The sequence below is a fragment of the Streptomyces sp. NPDC034099 genome (assembly GCF_055575415.1).
On the sequence record NZ_JBVISR010000015.1, the window covers coordinates 162,917 to 184,200 of the forward strand.

A 21,284-nucleotide genomic window follows, 5' to 3' on the forward strand; every position below is an offset into this window, starting at 1 on the left:
AGAGGCGGGCGGGTCAGCGGTGGCCGGCGGGGGCGCCGTCCGCGCGGGGGACCGCGGTGGGGTGCTCGTGCTCCAGGAAGGTCTCCGCCCGCGTCACCGGCTCACGGGCGGGCAGCGCGCGGAAGACCCAGCTGCGGTACGACCAGAAGCGGAACAGCGTGCCGATGCCGATGCCGAGGAACTTGAAGATGTTGCTCTGCAGCGGGCTGTCCCAGCCGAACCCGTACGTCGCGGTGTAGAGCACGCCGTTCTCGATGACCAGCCCGACCGCGCTGAACAGCAGGAACAGCGACATCTCGCGGGTCTGGCCGCTCTTGTCGCGGTCGCGGTAGGTGAAGTAGCGGAAGCCCACGTAGTTGAAGACGATCGCGGCGATCGTGGCGATGATGCTGGCCCGCACCACCTGGAGGTCGGTGACCTGCCGCACGAAGTTGAAGACCAGGAGGTTGACCAGCACCCCCGCGCCGCCCACGGCGCCGAACTTCACGACCTCACGCACGAACCGGTCGACCCGCTCCCGCATCCCGGCGCGCTGCGCCGCGGGCGCGGAGGGAGCCGTGTGAGCACCCGAGGAACCATGTCCCATGGCCGTGCAGGCCCCCGTCCATCGGTTGGCGTCAATCCGTTCATGCTAACCACCCGGACGCGCGATCTTCCTGCGGACTGTCCCACGGGAGCCGGAACGGGCGTCTGGACCGGCTGGAAACGGCCGGTAAACAGGTGGGCTCCACGCGGCCGATACGCTAGGGGTGTGACGTTCCCTGTAGTCGGCATGGTCGGCGGTGGCCAGCTCGCTCGTATGACACACGAGGCGGGCATCCCGTTGGGCATCAGGTTCAAGCTTCTCAGTGACACTCCTCAGGACTCTGCGGCGCAGGTCGTGAACGAAGTCGTCGTCGGCGACTATCGCGATCTGGACACGTTGCGCGAGTTCGCGCGCGGCTGTGACGTGATCACCTTCGATCACGAACACGTGCCGACCGAGCACCTCAAGGCCCTGGAGGCGGACGGCATCCCCGTCCGTCCCGGTCCCGAGGCGCTCGTGCACGCCCAGGACAAGGGCGTGATGCGCGCGAAGCTCGTCGCGATCGGTGTGCCCTGCCCGCGGCACCGGATCGTGCGCGATCCGGCCGACGTGGCCGCCTTCGCGGACGAGGGCGACGGTTTCCCCGTCGTCCTGAAGACGGTGCGCGGCGGGTACGACGGCAAGGGCGTGTGGGTCGTGGACTCCGTCGAGGAGGCGGCCGAGCCCTTCCGCGCGGGGGTGCCCGTGCTGGCGGAGGAGAAGGTCGACTTCGTCCGCGAGCTGGCCGCCAACGTGGTCCGCTCCCCGCACGGCCAGGCGGTGGCCTATCCCGTCGTCGAGTCCCAGCAGGTCAACGGCGTCTGCGACACGGTGATCGCCCCGGCGCCCGACCTCGACGAGGCGCTGGCCCTGCGCGCCGAGGAGATGGCGCTCGGCATCGCCAAGGAGCTGGGCGTCGTCGGCCACCTCGCCGTCGAGCTGTTCCAGACCCGCGACGGCCGCGTCCTCGTCAACGAACTGGCGATGCGCCCGCACAACTCCGGCCACTGGACGATGGACGGCGCGATCACCTCGCAGTTCGCCAACCACGTCCGCGCGGTCCTCGACCTCCCCCTCGGCGACCCGCGCCCGCGCGCGAAGTGGACCGTGATGGTCAACGTCCTGGGCGGCGACTACCCGGACATGTACTCCGCGTACCTGCACTGCATGGCCCGCGACCCGCAGCTCAAGATCCACATGTACGGCAAGGACGTGAAGCCCGGCCGCAAGGTCGGCCACGTCAACACCTACGGCGACGACCTGGACGACGTGCTGGAGCGCGCCCGTCACGCTGCCGGCTACCTGAGAGGGACGATCACCGAATGAGCCAGGCCAGCCCGGTGAGCCCGGTCGTAGGCATCGTCATGGGGTCGGACTCCGACTGGCCCGTCATGGAGGCCGCCGCCAAGGCCCTCGACGAGTTCGAGATCCCTCACGAGGTCGACGTCGTCTCCGCGCACCGCATGCCGCACGAGATGATCGCGTACGGCGAGCAGGCCGCCGGACGCGGGCTGAAGGCGATCATCGCCGGGGCCGGGGGCGCCGCCCACCTGCCCGGCATGCTCGCCTCCGTCACCCCGCTGCCGGTCATCGGCGTGCCGGTGCCGCTGAAGTACCTGGACGGCATGGACAGCCTGCTGTCCATCGTGCAGATGCCGGCCGGTGTCCCCGTCGCCACCGTCTCCGTGGGCGGTGCCCGCAACGCCGGTCTGCTGGCCGCCCGCATCCTCGCCGCCCACGACGAGGAGCTGCTCGGCCGGATGCGCGAGTTCCAGCAGGAGCTCAACGACCAGGCCACCGAGAAGGGCAAGCGGCTGCGCAACAAGGTCGGGGGCTCCGCGGCCGGCTTCGGATTCGGCAAGTGACGGAAGGGACGGAAGGGACGCACATGACGACCTCCACGACCTCCACGGCCTCCCTCGACCGGGCCCGCGAGCTGCTGCGCGAGTTCCCGGTCGTCGACGGGCACAACGACCTGCCCTGGGCGCTGCGCGAACAGGTCCGCTACGACCTCGACGCCCGCGACATCGCCGCCGACCAGTCCGCCCACCTGCACACCGACCTGGCCCGGCTGCGGTCCGGCGGCGTCGGCGCGCAGTACTGGTCGGTGTACGTCCGCTCCGACCTGCCGGGCGCGGTGACGGCGACGCTGGAGCAGATCGACTGCGTACGGCGGCTGATCGACCGCCACCCCGGGGAGCTGCGGGCCGCGCTGACCGCCGCCGACATGGAGGCCGCGCGGGCCGAGGGCCGGATCGCGTCCCTGATGGGCGCCGAGGGCGGCCACTCCATCGACAACTCGCTGGCCACGCTGCGCGCCCTGTACGCGCTCGGCGTGCGCTACATGACGCTCACCCACAACGACAACGTGGCGTGGGCGGACTCGGCGACCGACGAGCCCGGCGTCGGCGGTCTGTCCGCCTTCGGCCGCGAGGTCGTGCGGGAGATGAACCGCGAGGGCATGCTGGTCGACCTCTCGCACGTCGCCGCGACGACGATGCGGGACGCGCTGGACACCTCCACCGCGCCGGTGATCTTCTCGCACTCCTCCTCCCGCGCCGTCTGCGACCACCCGCGCAACATCCCCGACGACGTCCTGGAGCGGCTGCCCGCCAACGGCGGCATGGCGATGGTGACGTTCGTGCCGAAGTTCGTGCTCCAGGCGGCCGTGGACTGGACCGCCGAGGCCGACGAGAACATGCGCGCGCACGGCTTCCACCACCTCGACTCGAGCCCCGAGGCGATGAAGGTGCACACCGCCTTCGAGGAGCGCGTCCCGCGTCCCGTCGCCACCGTGTCCACCGTCGCCGACCACCTCGACCACATGCGCGAGGTCGCGGGCGTCGACCACCTCGGCATCGGCGGCGACTACGACGGGACGCCCTTCACCCCGGACGGCCTCGGTGACGTCTCCGGCTACCCGAACCTGATCGCCGAGCTGCTCGACCGCGGCTGGTCCCAGGCCGACCTGGCCAAGCTGACCTGGAAGAACGCGGTCCGCGTCCTTGACGCCGCCGAAGAGGTGGCCCGGGGACTTCAGGCCGCGCGGGAGCCGTCCAACGCGTCGCTGGAGGAGCTCGACGGCTGAGCCGTCACCTCTGGCAGGGCGGGGCGGCCGGTGTGTCCGGCGCCCCGCCCAGGTACGTCCGGGGGCTGAGCCGCGTACCCCCGAACGCTCCATCCACCAGGAAGCCCTTTCCGCTCCGTGCGACGGTGGCCGTACCTCACGACGACCGTTCGGAGCCCGTCATGGCAGACCTCCAGGACGACCTGCACACCGGTACCGAGGCCGGTGGGCTCGACGACCTGCCCTTGCCGCTCGCCGCGGAGGCCTTTCCGCCGGAGCCCTACGCGCCCGTGTCCGACCCCGACGACGAGCCGCTGACCCGGGCGCTGGCCGTGCTGACCGCCCACCCCGTGGCCGACGGCTGCAACGGCCTGCCCTGGGCGCTCAGGCACCTGCCCTGGTACGACCTGGAGCTGGGCGAGAGCGCCGTCGACACCGACGTGCCGCGGCTGCGCGCGGGCCGCGTGGGCGCGCTGCTGTGGTCGCTGCACCTGCCCGAGTCCCTCGACGGTGACCGCGCGGTCGGCGCCACGCTGGAGCAGCTCGACCTGGTCAAGACGGTCGTGCGGGCCCACCCGGAAGGACTGCGCCTGGCCTACGACGCGGGGCAGGCCATCGACGCCCGCAACTGCGGCCGGGTCGCCGTGCTGCCCGGTCCCGCGGGCGCCGCCGCCCTCGGCGACTGCCTCGGCATCCTGCGCTCACTGCACGCCCTCGGCCTGCGCGCCCTGACGCTGTCCGGGGTGAGCTGGGCGAGCGAGGCGGGGCTGACCCGGTTCGGCGAGGAGGTCGTCCGGGAGATGAACCGCCTCGGTGTCGTCGCCGACCTCTCCGGCGCCTCCGCGGAGACCGTCCGCCGTACCTTCGCCGTGTCCAAGGCGCCCGCGCTGTGCACCCGCTCCGCCGCCCGTGCCCTGCGTCCGCACCCCGCCAACCTCCCCGACGACCTGCTGGTGGAGCTGGGCGCGGCCGGCGGCCTGTGCATGGTGCCGCTGACCGCCGAGCAGACCGGCCCGACCGTCCGGGACGTCGCCGACCACCTCGACCACGTGCGGACGGTGGCCGGGCCGCAGAGCGTCGGCCTGTCCGGCACCTTCGACACCGGCACCGCCCACCCCCTGGAGCTGGGCGACGCCTCCTGCTATCCCCGGCTCATCGCCGAACTGCTCAGGCGCGGCTGGGACGAGGCGGACGTGGCCCTGCTGACCTGGGGCAACGTCCAGCGCGTCCTGCGCGCCGCGGCCTTCACCGCGAAGGCGGCCCAACTGCGCCGCGAGCCGTCCACGGCGACCATCGCCGACCTGGACGGATAGACCGCGCGGGCGTCACGTGTGCTCGATCCGGCACAGGCAGAACGGGTGCCCCGCCGGATCGGCGTACACCATGAAGTCCTTCTTCTCCCGGTCCTCCAGGTCCAGCGGCCGGGCGCCCAGCGCGAGCACCCGCTCGTGCGCGGCGTCCATCTCCGCCCAGGTCGCCCCGCCCTCGAAGTCGAGATGGAACTGCTGGGCGTTGCGGTCCGAGCGCGGCCACTCGGGCGGGGTGAGGCCCGGAGCCCGCTGGAAGGCTAGACGAGGTCCGCCCGGCACCTGGAGGACCACCCAGTCCGGGTCCTCCTCGTCGGGCGTGCCGCCCCCGACCGCCGCGTAGAAGCGGGCCAGCTCACGGGGCTCGGGACAGTCGACGACGACGGAACGGAAACGTGCCGCGGGTGCCATGCGGGTACCTCCCGGGACCGGTGGATCGGCGAATCGGCGGATCGGCGCTCAGCAGGCGCAGAGGCAGAACGGGTGCCCGGCCGGGTCGGCGTAAACCCGGAAGGTACGGGTGCGGTCCTCCGCGTCCAGCGGCCTCGCCCCCAGCTCCAGCACCGCCTTCTCGGCCGCGTCCAGGTCCGGGACGGTCAGGTCGAGATGGAACTGCTGCGAGTCGTCGGGCGCGGGCCACTTCGGCGGCACGAACCCGGGGGCGGCCTGGAACGCCAGCGCCTGTCCGCCCGGCAGCTTCAGGTCGACCCAGTCGCCCTCGCCCTCGACGGTGCCGCCGAGCACGTCGGCGTAGAAGCGGGCCAGTGCACGGGGCTCGGGACAGTCCAGGACGACGACACCCAGTTCGGCGACAGCCATGACTTCCTCCTTGAAGCACGCGGTCTTCGGCTCACCGGTGGTTACCAGTACTGTCCGGGTAACCGGTAACGGTTACTGCATGCTGCCCTATTGGGGGTAACGTCGCAAGCATGAGTGAGCGATCGCCCGCACCGGGCGGCCTGGAACTGGTCGAGGCCCTGGTGAACACGCTGCTGGACATCAAGACGGGCGCCGACTCGCTGGACACCCCGGAGAACCGGGCGCGTTTCGGACTGACGGAGGACGACCTGCCCGCGGCCCGTGAGCTGCGCGAGTCGCTGCGCGCCACCCTGCTCGCCCACGCCGGCCATCCGCCGCACCGCCCGGTGACCCCGCTGGGCGAGCTGCTGGCCGCCGCTCCGCTGGTCGTCGCCGTCGACCCGGCCGACGGCTCCGCCGCCCTCGTCCCCGCCCGTGACGGCTCCCTCACCGCGCGCGTCGCCGCCGCCGTCGCCCAGGCGCTGGTAGCGGGCACCTGGAGTCGCTTCAAGGCGTGCGAGGCCGCCGACTGCCACTGGGCGTACTACGACCGCAGCCCGGGCGGACGAGGCCGCTGGTGCTCGATGCAGGTGTGCGGGGCGCGCGCCAAGATGCGCCGGTACCGGGCCAAGGAGGCGTAAACCACAAGGGGTTCACCGGTCGCCGCGCCGCTTCGTGGGGCAGAATGCGGACGACGCCGGTTCGGCCGACTGAGCCTCGGCCGAACCGGCGTCGCCTTCACGGGCCTCCGGCAGCCGTCAGGCCGTCGGGCGGCCCATCGCCCGGTACGTCCAGCCGGCCTTCCGCCAGAGCGTCGGGTCCAGGGCATTGCGCCCGTCCAGGATCACCCGGGCCGCCGCGGCCTCGCCGAGCGCCTCCGGGTCCAGCTCACGGAACTCCCGCCACTCGGTGAGGTGCAGGACCACGTCCGCGCCCCGCACCGCCTCCAGCGCCGAGTCGGCGTAGCCGAGGGTCGGGAAGAGCCGCCGGGCGTTCTCCATGCCCTTGGGGTCGTACACCGTCACCTGGGCGCCCTGGAGGTGGACCTGCCCGGCGACGTTCAGCGCGGGGGAGTCGCGGACGTCGTCCGAGTCGGGCTTGAAGGTGGCGCCGAGCACCGCGATCCGCTTGCCGAGGAAGGGGCCGCCGCCCAGCGCCTGCCGGGTCAGCTCCACCATCTGGCCGCGCTGGCGCATGTTGATGGAGTCGATCTCGCGCAGGAAGGTCAGCGCCTGGTCGGCGCCCAGCTCACCGGCGCGGGCCATGAAGGCGCGGATGTCCTTGGGCAGACAGCCGCCGCCGAAGCCGATCCCGGCCCGCAGGAACTTCTTGCCGATCCGGTCGTCGTACCCGATCGCCTCCGCCAGCTTGGCGACGTCGCCACCGGCCGCCTCGCATACCTCCGCCATCGCGTTGATGAAGGAGATCTTGGTGGCGAGGAAGGAGTTCGCGGCGGTCTTCACCAGCTCGGCCGTCGGGAAGTCCGTGACGACGAACGGCGAGCCCTCCGCGATCGGCGTCGCGTACACCTCGCGCAGCAGCTTCTCGGCCCGCTCGCTGCGCACGCCGACCACCAGCCGGTCGGGGTGCAGGGTGTCCTGGACGGCGAAGCCCTCGCGCAGGAACTCCGGGTTCCAGGCCAGCTCGGCCTCGTGGCCCGCCGGCGCGTGCTCGGCCAGGTAGGCGGCCAGCCGGTCGGCGGAGCCCACCGGCACGGTCGACTTGCCGACGACCAGCGCCGGGCCGGTCAGGTGCGGCGCCAGCGAGGCCAGCGCGGCGTCGACGTACGACATGTCGCAGGCGTACTCGCCGTGCTTCTGCGGGGTGTTCACGCACAGGAAGTGCACGTCGCCGAAGGCCGCGACATCGGCGAAGTCGGTGGTGAAGCGCAGCCGCCCGCTGGAGCCCTCGATGCCGGCGACGTGCTTGCGCAACAGCTCCTGAAGACCCGGCTCGTACATCGGGACCTCGCCCCGCTGGAGCGTCTCGATCTTCTCGGGCACCACGTCGAGACCCAGCACCTCGAAACCGAGTTCGGCCATGGCCGCCGCGTGGGTGGCGCCGAGATAGCCGGTACCGATCACGGTGATCTTCAGGGCCATGGGTGCTCCAGAGGTGTACGGCACGGTTGCGCGCCCGAGCATATCCGGGACGCGGCACGGGCCCTTCGGTCGGCTGTCGTCAAGCTCACCTATCCACCGGCACGGCCGGGGCTCTAAAATTTGGGTTACTTAACGGTAGTTAGCGTGCCCAGCAGCACAGCGTTTTGGAGCGTGAGACACCTTGGCCGGATCGGCTGACTTCGACCTGTACCGCCCGTCCGAGGAGCACGACATGCTCCGGGACGCCGTCCGCTCGCTGGCCGAGGCGAAGATCGCGCCGTACGCCGCCGCGGTGGACGAGGAGGCCCGCTTCCCGCAGGAGGCCCTGGACGCCCTGACCGCGAACGACCTGCACGCGGTCCACGTCCCCGAGGAGTACGGCGGCGCGGGCGCCGACGCGCTCGCCACGGTCGTCGTGATCGAGGAGGTGGCCCGCGTCTGCGCCTCCTCCTCCCTCATCCCGGCCGTGAACAAGCTCGGCTCGCTCCCGGTGATCCTCTCCGGCTCCGAGGAGCTGAAGAAGAAGTACATGACCCCGCTCGCCAAGGGCGACGGCATGTTCTCCTACTGCCTCTCCGAGCCCGACGCGGGCTCCGACGCGGCCGGCATGAAGACCAAGGCCGTCCGCGACGGCGACTTCTGGGTGCTCAACGGCGTCAAGCGCTGGATCACCAACGCCGGCGTCAGCGAGTACTACACGGTGATGGCCGTCACCGACCCGAGCAAGCGCTCCAAGGGCATCTCCGCCTTCGTCGTGGAGAAGTCCGACGAGGGCGTGTCCTTCGGCGCTCCGGAGAAGAAGCTCGGCATCAAGGGCTCGCCGACCCGCGAGGTCTACCTCGACAACGTCCGCATCCCCGCCGACCGCATGATCGGCGCGGAGGGCACCGGCTTCGCCACCGCGATGAAGACGCTGGACCACACCCGCATCACCATCGCCGCCCAGGCCCTCGGCATCGCCCAGGGCGCCCTCGACTACGCCAAGGGCTATGTCAAGGAGCGCAAGCAGTTCGGCAAGCCGATCGCCGACTTCCAGGGCATCCAGTTCATGCTCGCCGACATGGCCATGAAGATCGAGGCCGCCCGGCAGCTGACGTACGCCGCGGCCGCGAAGTCGGAGCGCGGTGACGGCGACCTCACCTTCCAGGGCGCCGCCGCCAAGTGCTTCGCCTCCGACGTGGCCATGGAGGTCACCACCGACGCGGTCCAGCTGCTCGGCGGCTACGGCTACACCCGTGACTACCCGGTGGAGCGCATGATGCGCGACGCCAAGATCACGCAGATCTACGAGGGCACCAACCAGGTCCAGCGGATCGTCATGGCGCGCAACCTGCCGTAACCGGCACCCGCGCGCCGCGGCGCCCGGGAGGAATCAGTCCGCGTACCCCTCCGCCACCCGTCGCTCGCGCAGTTCCATGATCGCGCGGCGTCGGGCCAGGCGGTGGGTGCGGCGGATCTGGGCCTCCTGGTAGCGGCGCTTGTCCTTCTCGGTCTCGGGCAGCACCGGCGGCACCGTGCGGGGCTTGCCGTCCGCGTCCACGGCGGCGAAGACCAGATAGGCCGAGCCGACCTGGGTGGCGGGCGTGGACTCGTTCCAGCGCTCCGCCATGACCCTGACGCCCACCTCCATGGAACTCCGGCCGGTCCAGTTGACCTGTGCCTTCACATGGACGAGGTCGCCGACGCGGACCGGTTCGAGGAACGCCATCTCGTCCATGGACGCGGTGACGGCGGGCCCGCCGGAGTGCCGTCCGGCCACGGCGCCCGCCGCGTCGTCGACGAGCTTCATGATCACACCGCCGTGCACTGTACCCAGGAGGTTGGTGTCGCCGTGCGTCATGATGTGGCTGAGGGTGGTGCGGGAGGCCGAGGTCGGCTTGCCCGGGATCTCCGGGAGCGCCTGCTGCGCGGCCGAGGCCTGTTCTGCCTGGTCTGTCATGCCCTCCACCTTATGCCGGGGCTACACCGGCGTGTTTTTGTGTCGGGTTCGCAACAGCACTGCCCTGATTTTCCGACATACCTTGTAACCCCCGCAGTGCGGGCCTGCACACTGGTGCGCATGAATGATTGGCCCGAGGGATGGTCCGGTGACAACCGCGGCAGCGGATACGGACGCGGCAGCGCGAGCGCGCGGCCCGAGAGCGCACGTGTGATGCGTCAGGTCCGCCGTGGCGCGACGCCGCCGCCCGGACCGGGCTCGTCGGCCCCGCCGTACGGCGCCGGGGTGCCCCAGCAGCCGTCGTACACCGACGGCCAGGGACACGGCGACGGGTACGACAGCGGCTACAACACCGGCCAGGTCTACGGCGGCGGTGGCGGCGGCCAGGGCCCCGGCCGCCAGGTCCGGGACCGGCCCGCGCCGGACTGGCGCCGCCGGATCAAGTGGACCGCGATCACGGTGGTGACCGTGCTGGTCGTCACCACCGTCGGCACCTACTTCTGGGCCGACTCCAAGCTCAACCGCGAGGTCGACCTGTCCAAGGTCATCGAGCGGCCCGGGGCGGGCGAGGGCACCAACTACCTGATCGTCGGTTCCGACAGCCGCGAGGGCATGACCGCCGACCAGAAGAAGGACCTCCACACCGGCTCCGCCGAGGGCAAGCGCACCGACTCGATGATGATCCTGCACACCGGGGACAACGGGTCGACGCTGATCTCCCTGCCCCGCGACTCGGACGTGGAGATCCCGAGCTTCGTCGGCTCCGAGTCCGGCAAGAAGTACCCGGGCACCGGCCGGCACACCAAGCTGAACGCCGCCTACGCCGAGGACGGCCCCGAGCTGCTGGTGCGCACCATCGAGCACAACACCGGGCTGCGCCTGGACCACTACGTGGAGATCGGCTTCGCCGGCTTCGCGAACATCGTGGACGCGGTCGGCGGCGTGGAGATGGACATCCCGCAGGACATCAAGGACAAGAAGTCCGGGGCCGACTTCACGAAGGGCAAGCAGACCCTGAACGGCGAGGAGGCCCTCGCCTTCGTCCGCACCCGGTACGCGCTGGCCGGTTCCGACCTGGACCGCACCAAGAACCAGCAGAAGTTCCTGTCCGCGCTGGCGAGCCAGGTGGCCACCCCGTCGACGGTCCTCAACCCGTTCAAGCTCTACCCGACCATGGGCGCCGGTCTGGACTCCCTCATCGTCGACAAGGACATGGGCCTGTTCGACCTGGCGAGCATGTTCTGGGCGATGAAGAGCGTCAGCGGCGGCGAGGGCACCTCGATGAACATGCCGATCTCGGGCAGCGTCGGCGGCAACCTGAAGTGGGACGACGCCAAGGTGAAGAAGCTCGTCGAGGAGCTGAAGAACGACGAGAAGGTCACCGTCTCCGGGAACTGAGCGGGCGCGCGCCGGTGGACCCGGCGCGCCTCACTCCTTGCCGCAGACCACCTCGTCGCCCCGCACCACCGTGCCCGACTCCTGCGGCGGGTCGGCCGGCCGCACCTTCGCCACCTTCTTGAAATCGGCGCCCGCGATCACCTTCAGCGTCGCGCCCTGACCCTTGACCGGCTTCAGCTCGCTGCCGGGCAGGGCCGCGGCCAGCGACTTCGCCGACTGGTCCCAGCGCGGGTCGTAGGCGACGACGGTCCGCTCGACCGCCCGGTCCCTGGCGTTCCTCGGTGCCTTGGTGGTGCGGAACCCGGTCGAGGCCAGCGCGTCGTCCACCCGCTTGCCGAGCCCGGGGGTGCGGGTGCCGTTCTCCACCTGGACGCGGATCTGCTTCGGGTCCACCGGGACCCGCACCGGCGGCGGCCCCTTCGGCTTCGGCTTGGGCGCGGCCAGCGGCTTGTCCTCGCGCAGGGCGTCGAAGAGCCGCTCCGACTTCGCCGGGTCCCACTTCAGGGTCGAACCGACGCCCTTGACGGCGTAGCCCATCTGCCCGATCGGCACGGTGGTGAACTCGGAGGACGACGGCGAGAAGTTCCGCATCGCCCGCCCGAGCGTCAGCAGCTCGTCGGTGCCGAAGCCCTGGTCGGCCCGGACCGAGCCGAGCACGGCCCGGGTGATGTCGCGGAACTTCAGCGGGTTCAGCAGGAGCCCCGAGGAGGTGGCCCGGTCGATCAGGGCGGCCAGGAAGCGCTGCTGGCGCTTCATCCGGCTCAGGTCCGAGGCGCCGTCGAGGTGGCGGGCCCGCACGTACTGCAGCGCCTGCCCGCCCATCAGGGTGTGGGTGCCGGCCGGCAGGTCGAGCCCGGTGTAGCTGTCCTTGAGCGGCTGGACCGTGCAGATCTTCACCCCGCCGAGGACGTCCACCGTCTTCATGAAGCTGGTGAAGTCGACCTCCAGATAGTGGTCGATCTTCACGCGGGTCATGTTCTCCACGGTGCGGATCGTCAGCTGCGGGCCGCCCTCGGCGTAGGCCGCGTTCAGCTTGAGCGGGTGCCCCTTGTGGTGCTCGCCGGTGGTGCGGTCGGTGTGGCCGGGCGTGACGGCGTACGAGTCGCGCGGCAGGCTGACCACGCTCGCGCGCTCCCGGTCCTCCGAGATGTGCACGATCATGATGGTGTCGGTGCAGTGGCAGGGGGCGCCGCCCAGCCGGTACTTGCGCCGCTCCTCCTCGGTGATCTCGTCCCGGCCGTCGGTGCCGACCATCAGGACGTTCATGCCGTCGCCCGCCCGCGGCCGGTTCTTCATGTCCTTGAACGCGTCGAACCGCGAGATGTCCGAGTCCAGACCGGAGAGCACCGCGTGCCCGATCCCGGCGGAGGCCAGCACCACCACCGACAGCGCGGTCACCGCCCGCATGGCCCAGCGCGGCTTCTTCCGCCGTACGGGGGGCCTGGGCGGACGCCCGGGCGGGCGGGGGCCACCGCGCTGCGGCGGAGGTCCGCCCCGGGTGGTCGAGGCCGGGACCCGGGACGAGCGGGGCGGCGTGGGCAAGGGGACACCTCCGCGGGGACGGGGCCCTGGGCGTGCACCGTGAGGCCGGACGTGGGATTCGTGAGCACCGTAGGCCCATACGATCTGCTGCCCGGGGCTGCGACCCCTGCGGCGCGCACCCGTGTCCCCCGTTCGCGGTAACGTGAGCACCGATGAACGCCAAGTCCGACGTGCGGCCGCCCGCCGTTTCCGTGATCATGCCCGTCCTGAACGAGGAGCGGCATCTGCGCGGCGCCGTCCGCGCCATCCTCGCCCAGGAGTACGCCGGTGAGATGGAGGTCGTGATCGCCGTCGGTCCCTCCACGGACCGCACGGAGGAGATCGCCGCCGAACTCGTCGCCGAGGACCCCCGTGTCCACACCGTGCCGAACCCCACCGGCCGTACGCCCGCCGCGCTGAACGCCGCGATCAAGGCCTCCCGCCATCCGGTCGTCGTCCGCGTCGACGGCCACGGCATGCTCTCGCCGGACTACATCGCCACGGCCGTACGGCTCCTCGAGGAGACCGGCGCGCAGAACGTCGGCGGCATCATGCACGCCGAGGGCGAGAACGCCTGGGAAGACGCCGTCGCCGCCGCGATGACGTCGAAGATCGGCGTGGGCAACGCCGCCTTCCACACGGGCGGACAGGCCGCGCCCGCCGAGACCGTCTACCTCGGCGTGTTCCGCCGCGAGGCGCTGGAGCGGCTGGGCGGGTACAACGAGGAGTTCATCCGCGCCCAGGACTGGGAGCTGAACTTCCGCATCCGCGAGGCCGGCGGCCTGATCTGGTTCTCACCCGAGCTGCGGGTGTCCTACCGCCCCCGGCCGAGCATGCGGGCGCTGGCCAAGCAGTACAAGGACTACGGCCGCTGGCGGCACGTCGTCGCGCGCTACCACTCCGGCTCCATCAACCTGCGCTACCTCGCCCCGCCGACCGCCGTGTGCGCCATCGCCGCCGGTGTCGTGGTGGGTGCCGCGCTGACCCCGTGGGGCTTCGTCGTGCCCGGCGGCTACCTCGCGGCGATCGTGGCCGGCTCGCTGCCCGCCGGCAAGGGGCTCGGGCTGAAGGCGCGGGCGTGGATCCCGGTGGCGCTGGCGACCATGCACATGTCCTGGGGCTGGGGCTTCCTGACCAGTCCCAAGTCGCTGGCCAGGAAGGTCATCGCCTCGCGGCGCCCGGCGGTCCGGCCGGACCCGGACGCCGCCGCCGCTCGGTGACGCCGTCCGTCAGGACCAGGTGAACGCCGGGTTCACGTGCATGCAGGCGCTGTCGTCCGCGCCGTTGAGGGCCTCGGCCGAATCGGGGATGCTGTCGTCGCTCTCGGGCGTCCTGTACGCCGAGCCCTCGCGCCAGTCGGCGCCCACGACGAGGGTCACGCCGGAGACGTCCGTCGACCGCTTCACCGAACTCGCCGGGATTCCCAGGGACTTGGCGACGCGCCGGGCGTCGCCCTCCAGGTCGGCGCTCGGGTAGCGGACCACCGTACGGTCCTCGCTGGGCAGCACCGACGGGTCCGCGACGGCCTTCGTGAAGCCGCGGTCCACCAGGAGCCCGGTGACCGTGTTCGCGCGTCCGGGGGCCGTGCCCAGTGCGTCCGTGCGGGTGCCGTTGCGGACCTGCACCGCGATCTCGTCGTCGGGCGCGGCCGGGTCGGCCGGGGGCTCCGGCTCCGTGTCGGGCTTCTTCTTCGCGTCCTTGCCGTCGAGGGCGATGTCCTCGCGCACCAGCCGGAACAGCCGCTCCGCGTCCTCGGTCGGCTCGACGCGGGCGCCCACGTACCGGTTGGGCATCGTGGTCATGGTGATGCGCTCGGGCTTCACCCCGCGCAGCTCGTTGCTGAGGTCGTACAGCTTCTTGACGGAGTCCAGGCCCGGGTCGACGGTGAGCGCCGCGGTGGCCTCCTCGGCGAGCCTGCGCAGCTTGTTCGGGCTGCTCAGGGTCGCGTTCTCGCGCAGCACCCGCACCATCGAGTTCAGGTACATGTGCTGGGCCTTGGCCCGCGCGAGGTCGCTGCCGTCCTCGAAGCCGTACCGGGTGCGCAGCCACTGCAGTGCCTGCTCGCCCTTGACCGGGTGGGTGCCCTTGGCCAGCTTCAGACCGGAACCGTGGCCCGAGCCGTCGCGCGAGTGGATGTTGGCGTCCACACAGACCGGGACGCCGCCGACGGCGTCCGCCATCGAGACCACGCCCGCGAAGTCGACCATCACGAAGTGGTCGATGTGGATGCCGGTCAGCTCCTGCCAGGTGGCCACGGTGCAGCCGGGACCGCCGTGACCGAGGCTCTGGTTGGTCATCACCCTGCCCTCGCTCGCCGGGTGGACCTCGCCGTCGTCCGGGTCGGTGCACTTGGGTATCTCCAGCAGCGTGTCGCGCGGCATGCTGACCACCGACATGTTGCTGCGGTCGGCGGACAGGTGCACCAGCATCTGCACGTCCGCCAGCGGCGTGGAGCCGAACGTCTCGCGGGCGCCGCCCAGTTGCTGGTTCTCCTCGCTGTCCCGGGCGTCCGAGCCGATGACGAGGATGTTCAGCGGGGTCTGCCCGGCCGCGTTCGGCGTCGGCGCGGCGACCTTGCTGTCGCCCAGGTTCAGGACGTCCTGCTTGATGTTGTCGTTGAGGTGCTCGTAGTAGAGGTAACCCGCCCCGGCCGTGCCGGCCAGGACCACGGCGAGCACCGCCGCGGTCCAGCGCAGGACCCGGCGGCGGCGCCGCGTCGGGCGGGGGCCCTCGGGCTCGCCGTCGTCGCTGCCGCCGTCGTCCCTCGTGTTGCTCCTGGCGTCCTCGACACCGTTGTCGCCGTCCCCCCGGACGGCCTCCTCACGATCGGGGGCGTCTGTCGCGCCCTCGTCCGTGTCCTCCCCCTGCACACTGCTCCGCGTCACTTCCGCGTCCCTCCCCGCCCCCGGGCCACCGCGTGGGCCCGTCGCCGTCCTGTGAGACGTACGACAGGCCCCTCAGGTCAACTGGCGCACTGCTTCTGGTCGGCCGTGGACTTGTCCAGGTCCGGCGTCTCGATGGACTTGGCGTCGAGCTTGACTCCGGCGCCCTTGAAGTCCTTGCCGAGGGTGAGGGTCATGGTGGGCAGGCCCTGGGAGTTGGTGACGCTCTCGCCGGGTTTCATGGCGGCGCCGGACAGGCCGAGGATCTCGGCGAGGGCGCGGGCCTGGTCGGCCTGGTCGGGGGCGTACTCCAGGGTGGTCCTGGCGAGTTCGGCGGGGGCGTTGCCCGCGTTCTCGGACTTGGCGACCCCGGCCTGGGTCTGGAGGTAGGCGAGTTCCTGCTGGGCGCTGCCGGTGGGGGCGCCGCCGTTCATGACCCGGACGCGGACCTCGCCGGGCTCGGACTTCTCGCCCTTGAGCCGGGCGGCGACGGCGGCCTTCTCCTTCTTCTGCTTCTGCTTGACCTCGGTGAAGGAGATGTCGTTCCTGATCATGTCGAAGACCTGGGGGCCCTTCGACTCGTTCACCACCACCGTCGCCTTGACCTTCTCGGCCGGGTTGTCGATCACCGGCACCGTGGTGAACGTGATGTTCTTCGGCGGCACCTTCTTCAGCTCCAGGGCCATGTCCTTGAGCGTGCCCACCTTGCCGATGGCGCTGTCCACGGTGAGGGCCTTCGTCGCGGCCTCGGCGAGCTTCACCAGCTTGGTGGGGCTGGTGAGGGTGTCGCTGGAGGACATCTTCCGCATGAGCGAGCCGAGGAACTGCTGCTGCACCTTGATGCGGTCCAGGTCGCCCTCGTTGCCGAAGGCGTGCCGGGTGCGGACGAAGGCCAGGGCCTGCTCGCCCTTGACCGTGGACTCGCCCGCGGGCAGCTTGAGGTGGGACTTCGGGTCGTCCACGGCGTGCTCCACGCACACGTCCACGCCGCCGACCGCCGAGGTCAGCGTCTTGACCGCGTTGAAGTCGGCCATCATGAAGTGGTCGGGCTTGATGCCGGTCGTCTCCGCCACCGTGCGCATCGTGCAGCCCGCGTCCCGGCCGAGGTCGCCGAGGCTCTGGTTGAAGCGGACGCCCGGGGAGCCGGGGATGACCTTCTTCGTCCCGTCCTCCTGCGTGGTCTCGCAGTCCGGGATGTCGACGATCAGGTCGCGCGGGATGCTGAGCGCGGTGGCGTTGGAGCGGTCCTCGGAGACGTGCAGCAGGATGTTGGTGTCCGCGTGCCCGACGCTGCCCTTGTCGCCGTAGCCCTCGTTGCCCTCACCGGTGCGCTTGTCGGTGCCGATGATGAGGATGTTGAAGGCCTCGTCCTTCTTGAAGCTGCTGCTTCCGGCGGTGCCGACGTCCGTCGTCGAGACGTTGCCCTCGAGGTGCTTGAGGTAGAGATAGCCGCCCGCACCGGCCACGAGGACGACGAAGGCCATGCTCCCGCCGGTCCACAGCAGGACCCGCTTGCCCCGGGACTTCTTCTTCTCCGGCCGGCGTCCGCGCCGCCCGGGCACCGGCGCCCCGGGCTCCGGACGGCGCCGCCGCTGGGGCGGCACCTCGCGCCCGGGAGCGGCCGTACGGCGCCCCGCCGTGCGAGGTCCGGGGACGGACGACTCCGGTGCGGAGGGGGACAGTCGCAGTTCGTATTCACCGGTCTGCGGATTCAGCACCCACTGGTCTGCGGGATCCACGTCGTCTGCCCGCCCACGTCCTTGCGCGTCCACGGTCTCCCAATCCTCCGTCGGGGGCCACGCGGCACCTTCCCCTGAAGGTGCACGGTAAAGAGTCAACAAGTGCACGACGCCAGGGCGGACCTCGCGGCAGGGGGCACTGGAGCGCTCACACTATCCGCCCGGTTCCGCGTCGAACGACACTGGTGTCACGATCGTCACCCCTACAACAGGGCATTCCCGCCCCATTCCCTCCTATTTTCGTGAACTCCTACCATCGATACGGCTTGTAGACGTCCATGCACTTGCTGGTGTCCGAGCCGTTGATGGCGTCGCTCGTCTCCGGCAGGTCTCCGGCCTCGGGCGTCTTCTGCTTCGGATAGGACGTGCCCTCGCGCCAGTCAGCTCCCACGACGAGAGTGATCCCGGACACGTCCGCGGACTTGCGCACCGAGTTCGCCGGAATCCCCATCGCCTCGGCCACGCGCCGTGCGTCGCCCGCCAGCTCGTCGCTCGGGTAACGCACCACGGTCCGCTCCTCGGAATGCGCCGCCGAGGTGTCCGTGGTCGCCTTGGCGAAGCCCTTCTCCACCAGCGACCCGGCGATCGCACCGGCCCGGCCGGTGACCGGGCCGAGAGTGGCCGAGCGGGTGGCGTTCTGCACGCGGACACCGATCTCGGCGTCGGCGGCGGGCTCGTCGGAGGGCTGCCCGGCGTCGTCCTGCCCGGCGGCGCCGTCCCCGGCGGCGTCCCCGCCGTCGCCCTTGCCCGTGCCCTTCTTCTCCTTCGTGCCCTTGTCGTCGAAGGACACGTCGTCGCGGAGCATCGCCCACATCTTGTCGGCGTCGGGGGCGGGAAGCAGGTGGTTCCGGTCCTCGGGGTCCTCGACCGTGGGGATCGTCGTCATGGTGATGCGGTCCGTGGGCACCGTCTTGAGCTGCGTGCCCAGGTCGTACAGCTTCTTGACGGTGCCGATCTCCTCGGAGACCGTCAGCGACTTCGTGGCGGCCTCGGCCAGGTCCATCAGCCGGCCCGCGTCCGTGAAGACGTTCTGGCTCTTCAGCGTGCGGATCATCGAGTTCATGTACATGTGCTGGGCCCGGGCCCGCAGCGGGTCGCTGCCCCAGGCGTGCCGGGTGCGCAGCCACTGCAGCGCCTGCTCGCCCTGGACCTTCTTCCGGCCGGCGGTCATCTTCAGGCCGGAGCCGCCGGGCACGCCGGGCAGCGGGCGGTCCCACACGTTCTGGTTCACGCACACCTCGACCCCGCCGATGGCGTCCGCCATCGAGACCACGCCCGCGAAGTCGATCGTCATCCAGTGGTCGATGTAGACCCCAGTGAGGTTCTCCCAGGCGGCCAGGGTGCAGCCGGCGCCGCCGCGGGCCAGCGACGTGTTGATGATGTCGTTGGTCGCCGGGAACTGCTTCCCGGTGTCGGGGTCCTTGCAGGCCGGGATGTCGACCCGGGTGTCCCGGGGGATGCTCACCACCGCGGCGCTCTTGCGGTCGGCGGCCAGGTGGATCAGCATCTGCACGTCGGCCAGCGGCGGGTTGTCGCGGTGGTCCTTGCCGCCGCCCAGCGCCACGTTGGCGTCGGAGGCGCGGCTGTCGGAGCCGAGCAGCAGGATGTTCAGGGGCGTCTGTCCGGCCGCGTTCGGCTCGGCCTTGTGCGCCTTGGAGTCGCCGCTGCTGCGCTCGCCCTTGTCGATGTTGCCGTTCAGGTGCTGGTAGTAGAGGTATCCGGCGCCGGCCGTGCCGAGTATCAGCACCGCGAGGGTCGTCGCGGACCACCTCAGCGCCCGGTGCCGGCGCCCGCCGGCGCGCCGCCGCCCGGAGCGTCTGCCGTCGCCGCCCCCGTGGCCGCCCGAGCCGCCCTGCCCGCCGGTGCCGCCCTCTTCACGTCCGCCGCGTCCGGCTCGCCGGCCGCGGGCGTGCCGGACCGTGTCGGGTCGCGTTCCCTCCCCGCGCACACTGCTCTGCGTCATGCCTCTCCCACCCTCGGGCCCGCGAACGTGCTCCCGCACGCGACCTGTTCGCACAGTTGGACGTACGAAGCGGCGCGTTGGCTGTACGACGCCCGGTGGTTTGTTCGCGGTTGGACCGGTTGACCGATGGACTGTCGTACTGTCAGACGGTCGTGGGGCCCCTCAGGTCACTTCGCGCACTCGACCTTGTCCGCCGTGGACTTCTGGAGGTCCTCCGGTGCCTTCGCGGAGGTGGCGTCGAGCTTGACTCCGGCGCCCTTGAAGTCCTTGCCGAGGGTGAGGGTCATGGTGGGCAGGCCCTGGGAGTTGGTGACGCTCTCGCCGGGTTTCATGGCGGCGCCGGACAGGCCGAGGATCTCGGCGAGGGCGCGGGCCTGGTCGGCCTGGTCGGGGGCGTACTCCAGGGTGGTCCTGGCGAGTTCGGCGGGGGCGTTGCCCGCGTTCTCGGATTTGGTGACGCCCGCCTCGTTCTGGAGGTAGGTCAGCTCCCGCCCCGCGCTGCCGGACGAGGCGCCGCCGTTGAGGAGGCGGACGCGGATCTCGCCGGGCTCGGACTTCTCGCCCTCCAGGCGGGCGGCGACCGCGGCGTCCTCCTTCTTCTGCTTCTCCTTCTCCTTCTTCTTGACCTCGGTGAAGGAGACGTCGTTCTTGACCATGTCGAAGACCTGCTGGGCGGGCCCGTCCTTGAGGACGACGGTCACCGGGGTCTTCTCGGCCGGGTTGTCCTTCACCGGCACGGTGGCGAAGGTCAGGTTCTTGGTGTTGAGCTTGCCCAGCTCCAGACCGAGGTCCTTCAGCTTGCCGATGCTGTCCAGCTTGGCGTCGACGGTCAGCGCCTCGGTGCCCGCCTCGGCCAGCTTCACCATCTTCGTCGGGCTGGTGAGCGTGTCGTTGGACTTCAGCTTGCGCATCAGCGAGCTGAGGAACTGCTGCTGGATCTCGATGCGGCTCAGGTCGCCGCCGAAGCCGACGGAGTGCCGGGTGCGGACGAAGGCGAGGGCCTGCTCGCCCTCGACGGTGTGCTTGCCCGCGGGCAGGTTCAGGTGCGAGTCCGGGTCGTCGATGTCCTTCGCCAGACAGACCTCGACGCCGCCGACCGCCGAGGTCAGCGTCTTGACCGCGTTGAAGTCGGCCACCATGAAGTTGTCGGGCTTGACGCCGGTCAGCTCGGTGACGGTCCGCATGGTGCAGCTGGGCGTACGGCCGCCCTGGCCGAGGCTGGTGTTGAAGCGGACGCCGGTGGAGCCCGGGATGACCTTGGTACTCCCGTCCTCCTGCGTGGTCGGGCAGTCGGGGACGTCGACGATCAGGTCGCGGGGGATGCTCAGGGCGGTGGCGTTGGAGCGGTCCTTGGAGACGTGCAGCAGGATCGTGGTGTCGGCGTGGCCGGCACTGCCCTTGTCGCCGTAGCCGTCGTTGCCGGAGCCGGTGCGCTTGTCGGTGCCGATCAGCAGGATGTTGATGGCCTGGTCCTTCTGGAAGCCACCGGTGCTCGCGCCGTCGTCGGGGAGGGAGTCGATGTTGTCGTTGAGGTGCTGCAGGTAGAGGTATCCGGCGGTGCCGGCGGCGAGGATGACGAACGCCATCGTCCCGCCGGTCCACAGCAGGATCTTCCTGCCCCGCGACTTCTTCTTCGCCGGCCGCCGGCGACCGCGCCGTCCCGGCGGCGGCTCCTCCGGCGCCGCACGGCGCCTGCGGGGCGCGGGGACCTCGGGGGCGGCCGGTGCCGGCGAGGCCCGGCGGGGGGCCGGGATCGGTGACTGCGGTGCGGAAGGGGGCAGTCGCAGTTCGTAGTCGCCGGTGTCCGGATTGAGCACCCACTGGTCTGCGGGGTCGATGTCCTCCGCCCGCCCACGGCCTTGCGCGTCCACGGTTGTCCGAATCCTCCGTCGGGGCCACGCGGCGCCCTCCCCTCCGGGCGCCCGGTCTCGCTCACGTCAGTTCAGTGCGTGGCCAGGGCAGAACTCCGCGGCCGGGCACACCGGATCGCTCACATTAACCGT

18 protein-coding genes are annotated in these 21,284 nt (G+C 71.1%); 8 read left to right on the forward strand and 10 right to left on the reverse strand.

The annotated features are described in order from the left end of the window. Nucleotides 1-13: 13 nt before the first annotated feature. Entirely contained in the window at nt 14-586 is a 573-nt protein-coding gene (locus ACZ56V_RS33305) for a GtrA family protein (protein WP_398915741.1), read from the reverse strand. A 165-nt stretch (nt 587-751) separates the two neighbouring features. Here ACZ56V_RS33305 and ACZ56V_RS33310 point away from each other — a divergent pair, with 165 nt between their 5' ends. The 4 genes from ACZ56V_RS33310 to ACZ56V_RS33325 all read left to right on the forward strand — a co-directional run bounded on the left by ACZ56V_RS33310 (nt 752) and on the right by ACZ56V_RS33325 (nt 4,945). Then, nucleotides 752-1,891 (forward strand): 5-(carboxyamino)imidazole ribonucleotide synthase, encoded by a 1,140-nt coding sequence (locus ACZ56V_RS33310; protein ID WP_398915743.1) that lies wholly within the window; start codon nt 752-754, stop codon nt 1,889-1,891. Then, nucleotides 1,888-2,430, forward strand: a complete 543-nt coding sequence (gene purE, locus ACZ56V_RS33315) for a 5-(carboxyamino)imidazole ribonucleotide mutase (RefSeq protein WP_104632258.1) — start codon at nt 1,888-1,890, stop codon at nt 2,428-2,430. Before ACZ56V_RS33310 ends, purE begins: the two co-directional genes overlap by 4 nt. Nucleotides 2,431-2,453: 23 nt before the next feature. Beyond that, nucleotides 2,454-3,653 carry a dipeptidase gene (locus tag ACZ56V_RS33320; protein ID WP_468947366.1) on the forward strand — a complete coding sequence of 400 codons (1,200 nt, stop codon included), beginning with the start codon at nt 2,454-2,456 and terminating at the stop codon, nt 3,651-3,653. Between the two features lie 161 nt (nt 3,654-3,814). Beyond that, nucleotides 3,815-4,945, forward strand: coding sequence for a dipeptidase (locus ACZ56V_RS33325; RefSeq protein WP_356359077.1), 1,131 nt, complete (start codon nt 3,815-3,817; stop codon nt 4,943-4,945). Between the two features lie 12 nt (nt 4,946-4,957). Here ACZ56V_RS33325 and ACZ56V_RS33330 read toward each other — a convergent pair whose 3' ends face one another. Both ACZ56V_RS33330 and ACZ56V_RS33335 read right to left on the reverse strand, forming a co-directional pair. Further along, complete coding sequence (locus ACZ56V_RS33330) at nt 4,958-5,350, reverse strand: VOC family protein (protein ID WP_104632260.1); 393 nt, start codon at nt 5,348-5,350, stop codon at nt 4,958-4,960. A gap of 48 nt (nt 5,351-5,398) precedes the next feature. Then, entirely contained in the window at nt 5,399-5,758 is a 360-nt protein-coding gene (locus tag ACZ56V_RS33335; RefSeq protein WP_356359075.1) for a VOC family protein, read from the reverse strand. A gap of 110 nt (nt 5,759-5,868) precedes the next feature. Between ACZ56V_RS33335 and ACZ56V_RS33340 the strand changes: the two genes are divergently transcribed. Next, on the forward strand, nt 5,869-6,378 hold the full coding sequence (locus ACZ56V_RS33340) for a CGNR zinc finger domain-containing protein (RefSeq protein WP_467379822.1): 510 nt from the start codon (nt 5,869-5,871) through the stop codon (nt 6,376-6,378). A gap of 117 nt (nt 6,379-6,495) precedes the next feature. Here ACZ56V_RS33340 and ACZ56V_RS33345 read toward each other — a convergent pair whose 3' ends face one another. Continuing rightward, entirely contained in the window at nt 6,496-7,839 is a 1,344-nt protein-coding gene (locus tag ACZ56V_RS33345) for a UDP-glucose dehydrogenase family protein (RefSeq protein WP_468947369.1), read from the reverse strand. Between the two features lie 181 nt (nt 7,840-8,020). On the opposite strand from ACZ56V_RS33345, the gene ACZ56V_RS33350 reads away from it, so the two are divergent. Continuing rightward, nucleotides 8,021-9,178, forward strand: a complete 1,158-nt coding sequence (locus tag ACZ56V_RS33350; RefSeq protein ID WP_356359069.1) for an acyl-CoA dehydrogenase — start codon at nt 8,021-8,023, stop codon at nt 9,176-9,178. A gap of 33 nt (nt 9,179-9,211) precedes the next feature. Here ACZ56V_RS33350 and ACZ56V_RS33355 read toward each other — a convergent pair whose 3' ends face one another. After that, on the reverse strand, nt 9,212-9,778 hold the full coding sequence (locus tag ACZ56V_RS33355; protein ID WP_356359067.1) for an acyl-CoA thioesterase: 567 nt from the start codon (nt 9,776-9,778) through the stop codon (nt 9,212-9,214). A gap of 120 nt (nt 9,779-9,898) precedes the next feature. On the opposite strand from ACZ56V_RS33355, the gene ACZ56V_RS33360 reads away from it, so the two are divergent. After that, nucleotides 9,899-11,176 (forward strand): LCP family protein, encoded by a 1,278-nt coding sequence (locus tag ACZ56V_RS33360; RefSeq protein WP_468947371.1) that lies wholly within the window; start codon nt 9,899-9,901, stop codon nt 11,174-11,176. Between the two features lie 30 nt (nt 11,177-11,206). On the opposite strand, the gene ACZ56V_RS33365 is transcribed toward ACZ56V_RS33360, so the two are convergent. Continuing rightward, the gene (locus ACZ56V_RS33365) at nt 11,207-12,718 is read right to left on the reverse strand and encodes an LCP family protein (protein ID WP_467384881.1); all 1,512 of its coding nucleotides are present in this window, start codon (nt 12,716-12,718) and stop codon (nt 11,207-11,209) included. 152 nt (nt 12,719-12,870) lie between these two features. On the opposite strand from ACZ56V_RS33365, the gene ACZ56V_RS33370 reads away from it, so the two are divergent. Further along, the gene (locus tag ACZ56V_RS33370; protein ID WP_398915759.1) at nt 12,871-13,917 is read left to right on the forward strand and encodes a glycosyltransferase family 2 protein; all 1,047 of its coding nucleotides are present in this window, start codon (nt 12,871-12,873) and stop codon (nt 13,915-13,917) included. Between the two features lie 9 nt (nt 13,918-13,926). On the opposite strand, the gene ACZ56V_RS33375 is transcribed toward ACZ56V_RS33370, so the two are convergent. From ACZ56V_RS33375 to ACZ56V_RS33390, 4 genes are all read right to left on the reverse strand, one after another. Then, on the reverse strand, nt 13,927-15,582 hold the full coding sequence (locus tag ACZ56V_RS33375; RefSeq protein ID WP_468947373.1) for an LCP family protein: 1,656 nt from the start codon (nt 15,580-15,582) through the stop codon (nt 13,927-13,929). A 77-nt stretch (nt 15,583-15,659) separates the two neighbouring features. Beyond that, complete coding sequence (locus ACZ56V_RS33380) at nt 15,660-17,351, reverse strand: LCP family protein (protein WP_468947375.1); 1,692 nt, start codon at nt 17,349-17,351, stop codon at nt 15,660-15,662. Between the two features lie 217 nt (nt 17,352-17,568). Continuing rightward, on the reverse strand, nt 17,569-19,281 hold the full coding sequence (locus tag ACZ56V_RS33385) for an LCP family protein (RefSeq protein ID WP_398915766.1): 1,713 nt from the start codon (nt 19,279-19,281) through the stop codon (nt 17,569-17,571). A gap of 167 nt (nt 19,282-19,448) precedes the next feature. Further along, a complete protein-coding gene (locus tag ACZ56V_RS33390; protein WP_467384889.1) occupies nt 19,449-21,152 on the reverse strand; it encodes an LCP family protein in 1,704 nt (567 codons plus the stop codon). Between the last annotated feature and the right edge of the window lie 132 nt (nt 21,153-21,284).

Bases quoted from the DNA above. Each gene is read 5' to 3' on its own strand.
- ACZ56V_RS33305 (WP_398915741.1), bottom strand. From the start codon at position 586: ATGGGACATGGTTCCTCGGGTGCTCACACGGCTCCCTCCGCGCCCGCG.
- purE (WP_104632258.1), top strand. From the start codon at position 1,888: ATGAGCCAGGCCAGCCCGGTGAGCCCGGTCGTAGGCATCGTCATGGGG.
- ACZ56V_RS33320 (WP_468947366.1), top strand. From the start codon at position 2,454: ATGACGACCTCCACGACCTCCACGGCCTCCCTCGACCGGGCCCGCGAG.
- ACZ56V_RS33325 (WP_356359077.1), top strand. From the start codon at position 3,815: ATGGCAGACCTCCAGGACGACCTGCACACCGGTACCGAGGCCGGTGGG.
- ACZ56V_RS33330 (WP_104632260.1), bottom strand. From the start codon at position 5,350: ATGGCACCCGCGGCACGTTTCCGTTCCGTCGTCGTCGACTGTCCCGAG.
- ACZ56V_RS33335 (WP_356359075.1), bottom strand. From the start codon at position 5,758: ATGGCTGTCGCCGAACTGGGTGTCGTCGTCCTGGACTGTCCCGAGCCC.
- ACZ56V_RS33340 (WP_467379822.1), top strand. From the start codon at position 5,869: ATGAGTGAGCGATCGCCCGCACCGGGCGGCCTGGAACTGGTCGAGGCC.
- ACZ56V_RS33345 (WP_468947369.1), bottom strand. From the start codon at position 7,839: ATGGCCCTGAAGATCACCGTGATCGGTACCGGCTATCTCGGCGCCACC.
- ACZ56V_RS33355 (WP_356359067.1), bottom strand. From the start codon at position 9,778: ATGACAGACCAGGCAGAACAGGCCTCGGCCGCGCAGCAGGCGCTCCCG.
- ACZ56V_RS33360 (WP_468947371.1), top strand. From the start codon at position 9,899: ATGAATGATTGGCCCGAGGGATGGTCCGGTGACAACCGCGGCAGCGGA.
- ACZ56V_RS33370 (WP_398915759.1), top strand. From the start codon at position 12,871: ATGAACGCCAAGTCCGACGTGCGGCCGCCCGCCGTTTCCGTGATCATG.
- ACZ56V_RS33385 (WP_398915766.1), bottom strand. From the start codon at position 19,281: ATGACGCAGAGCAGTGTGCGCGGGGAGGGAACGCGACCCGACACGGTC.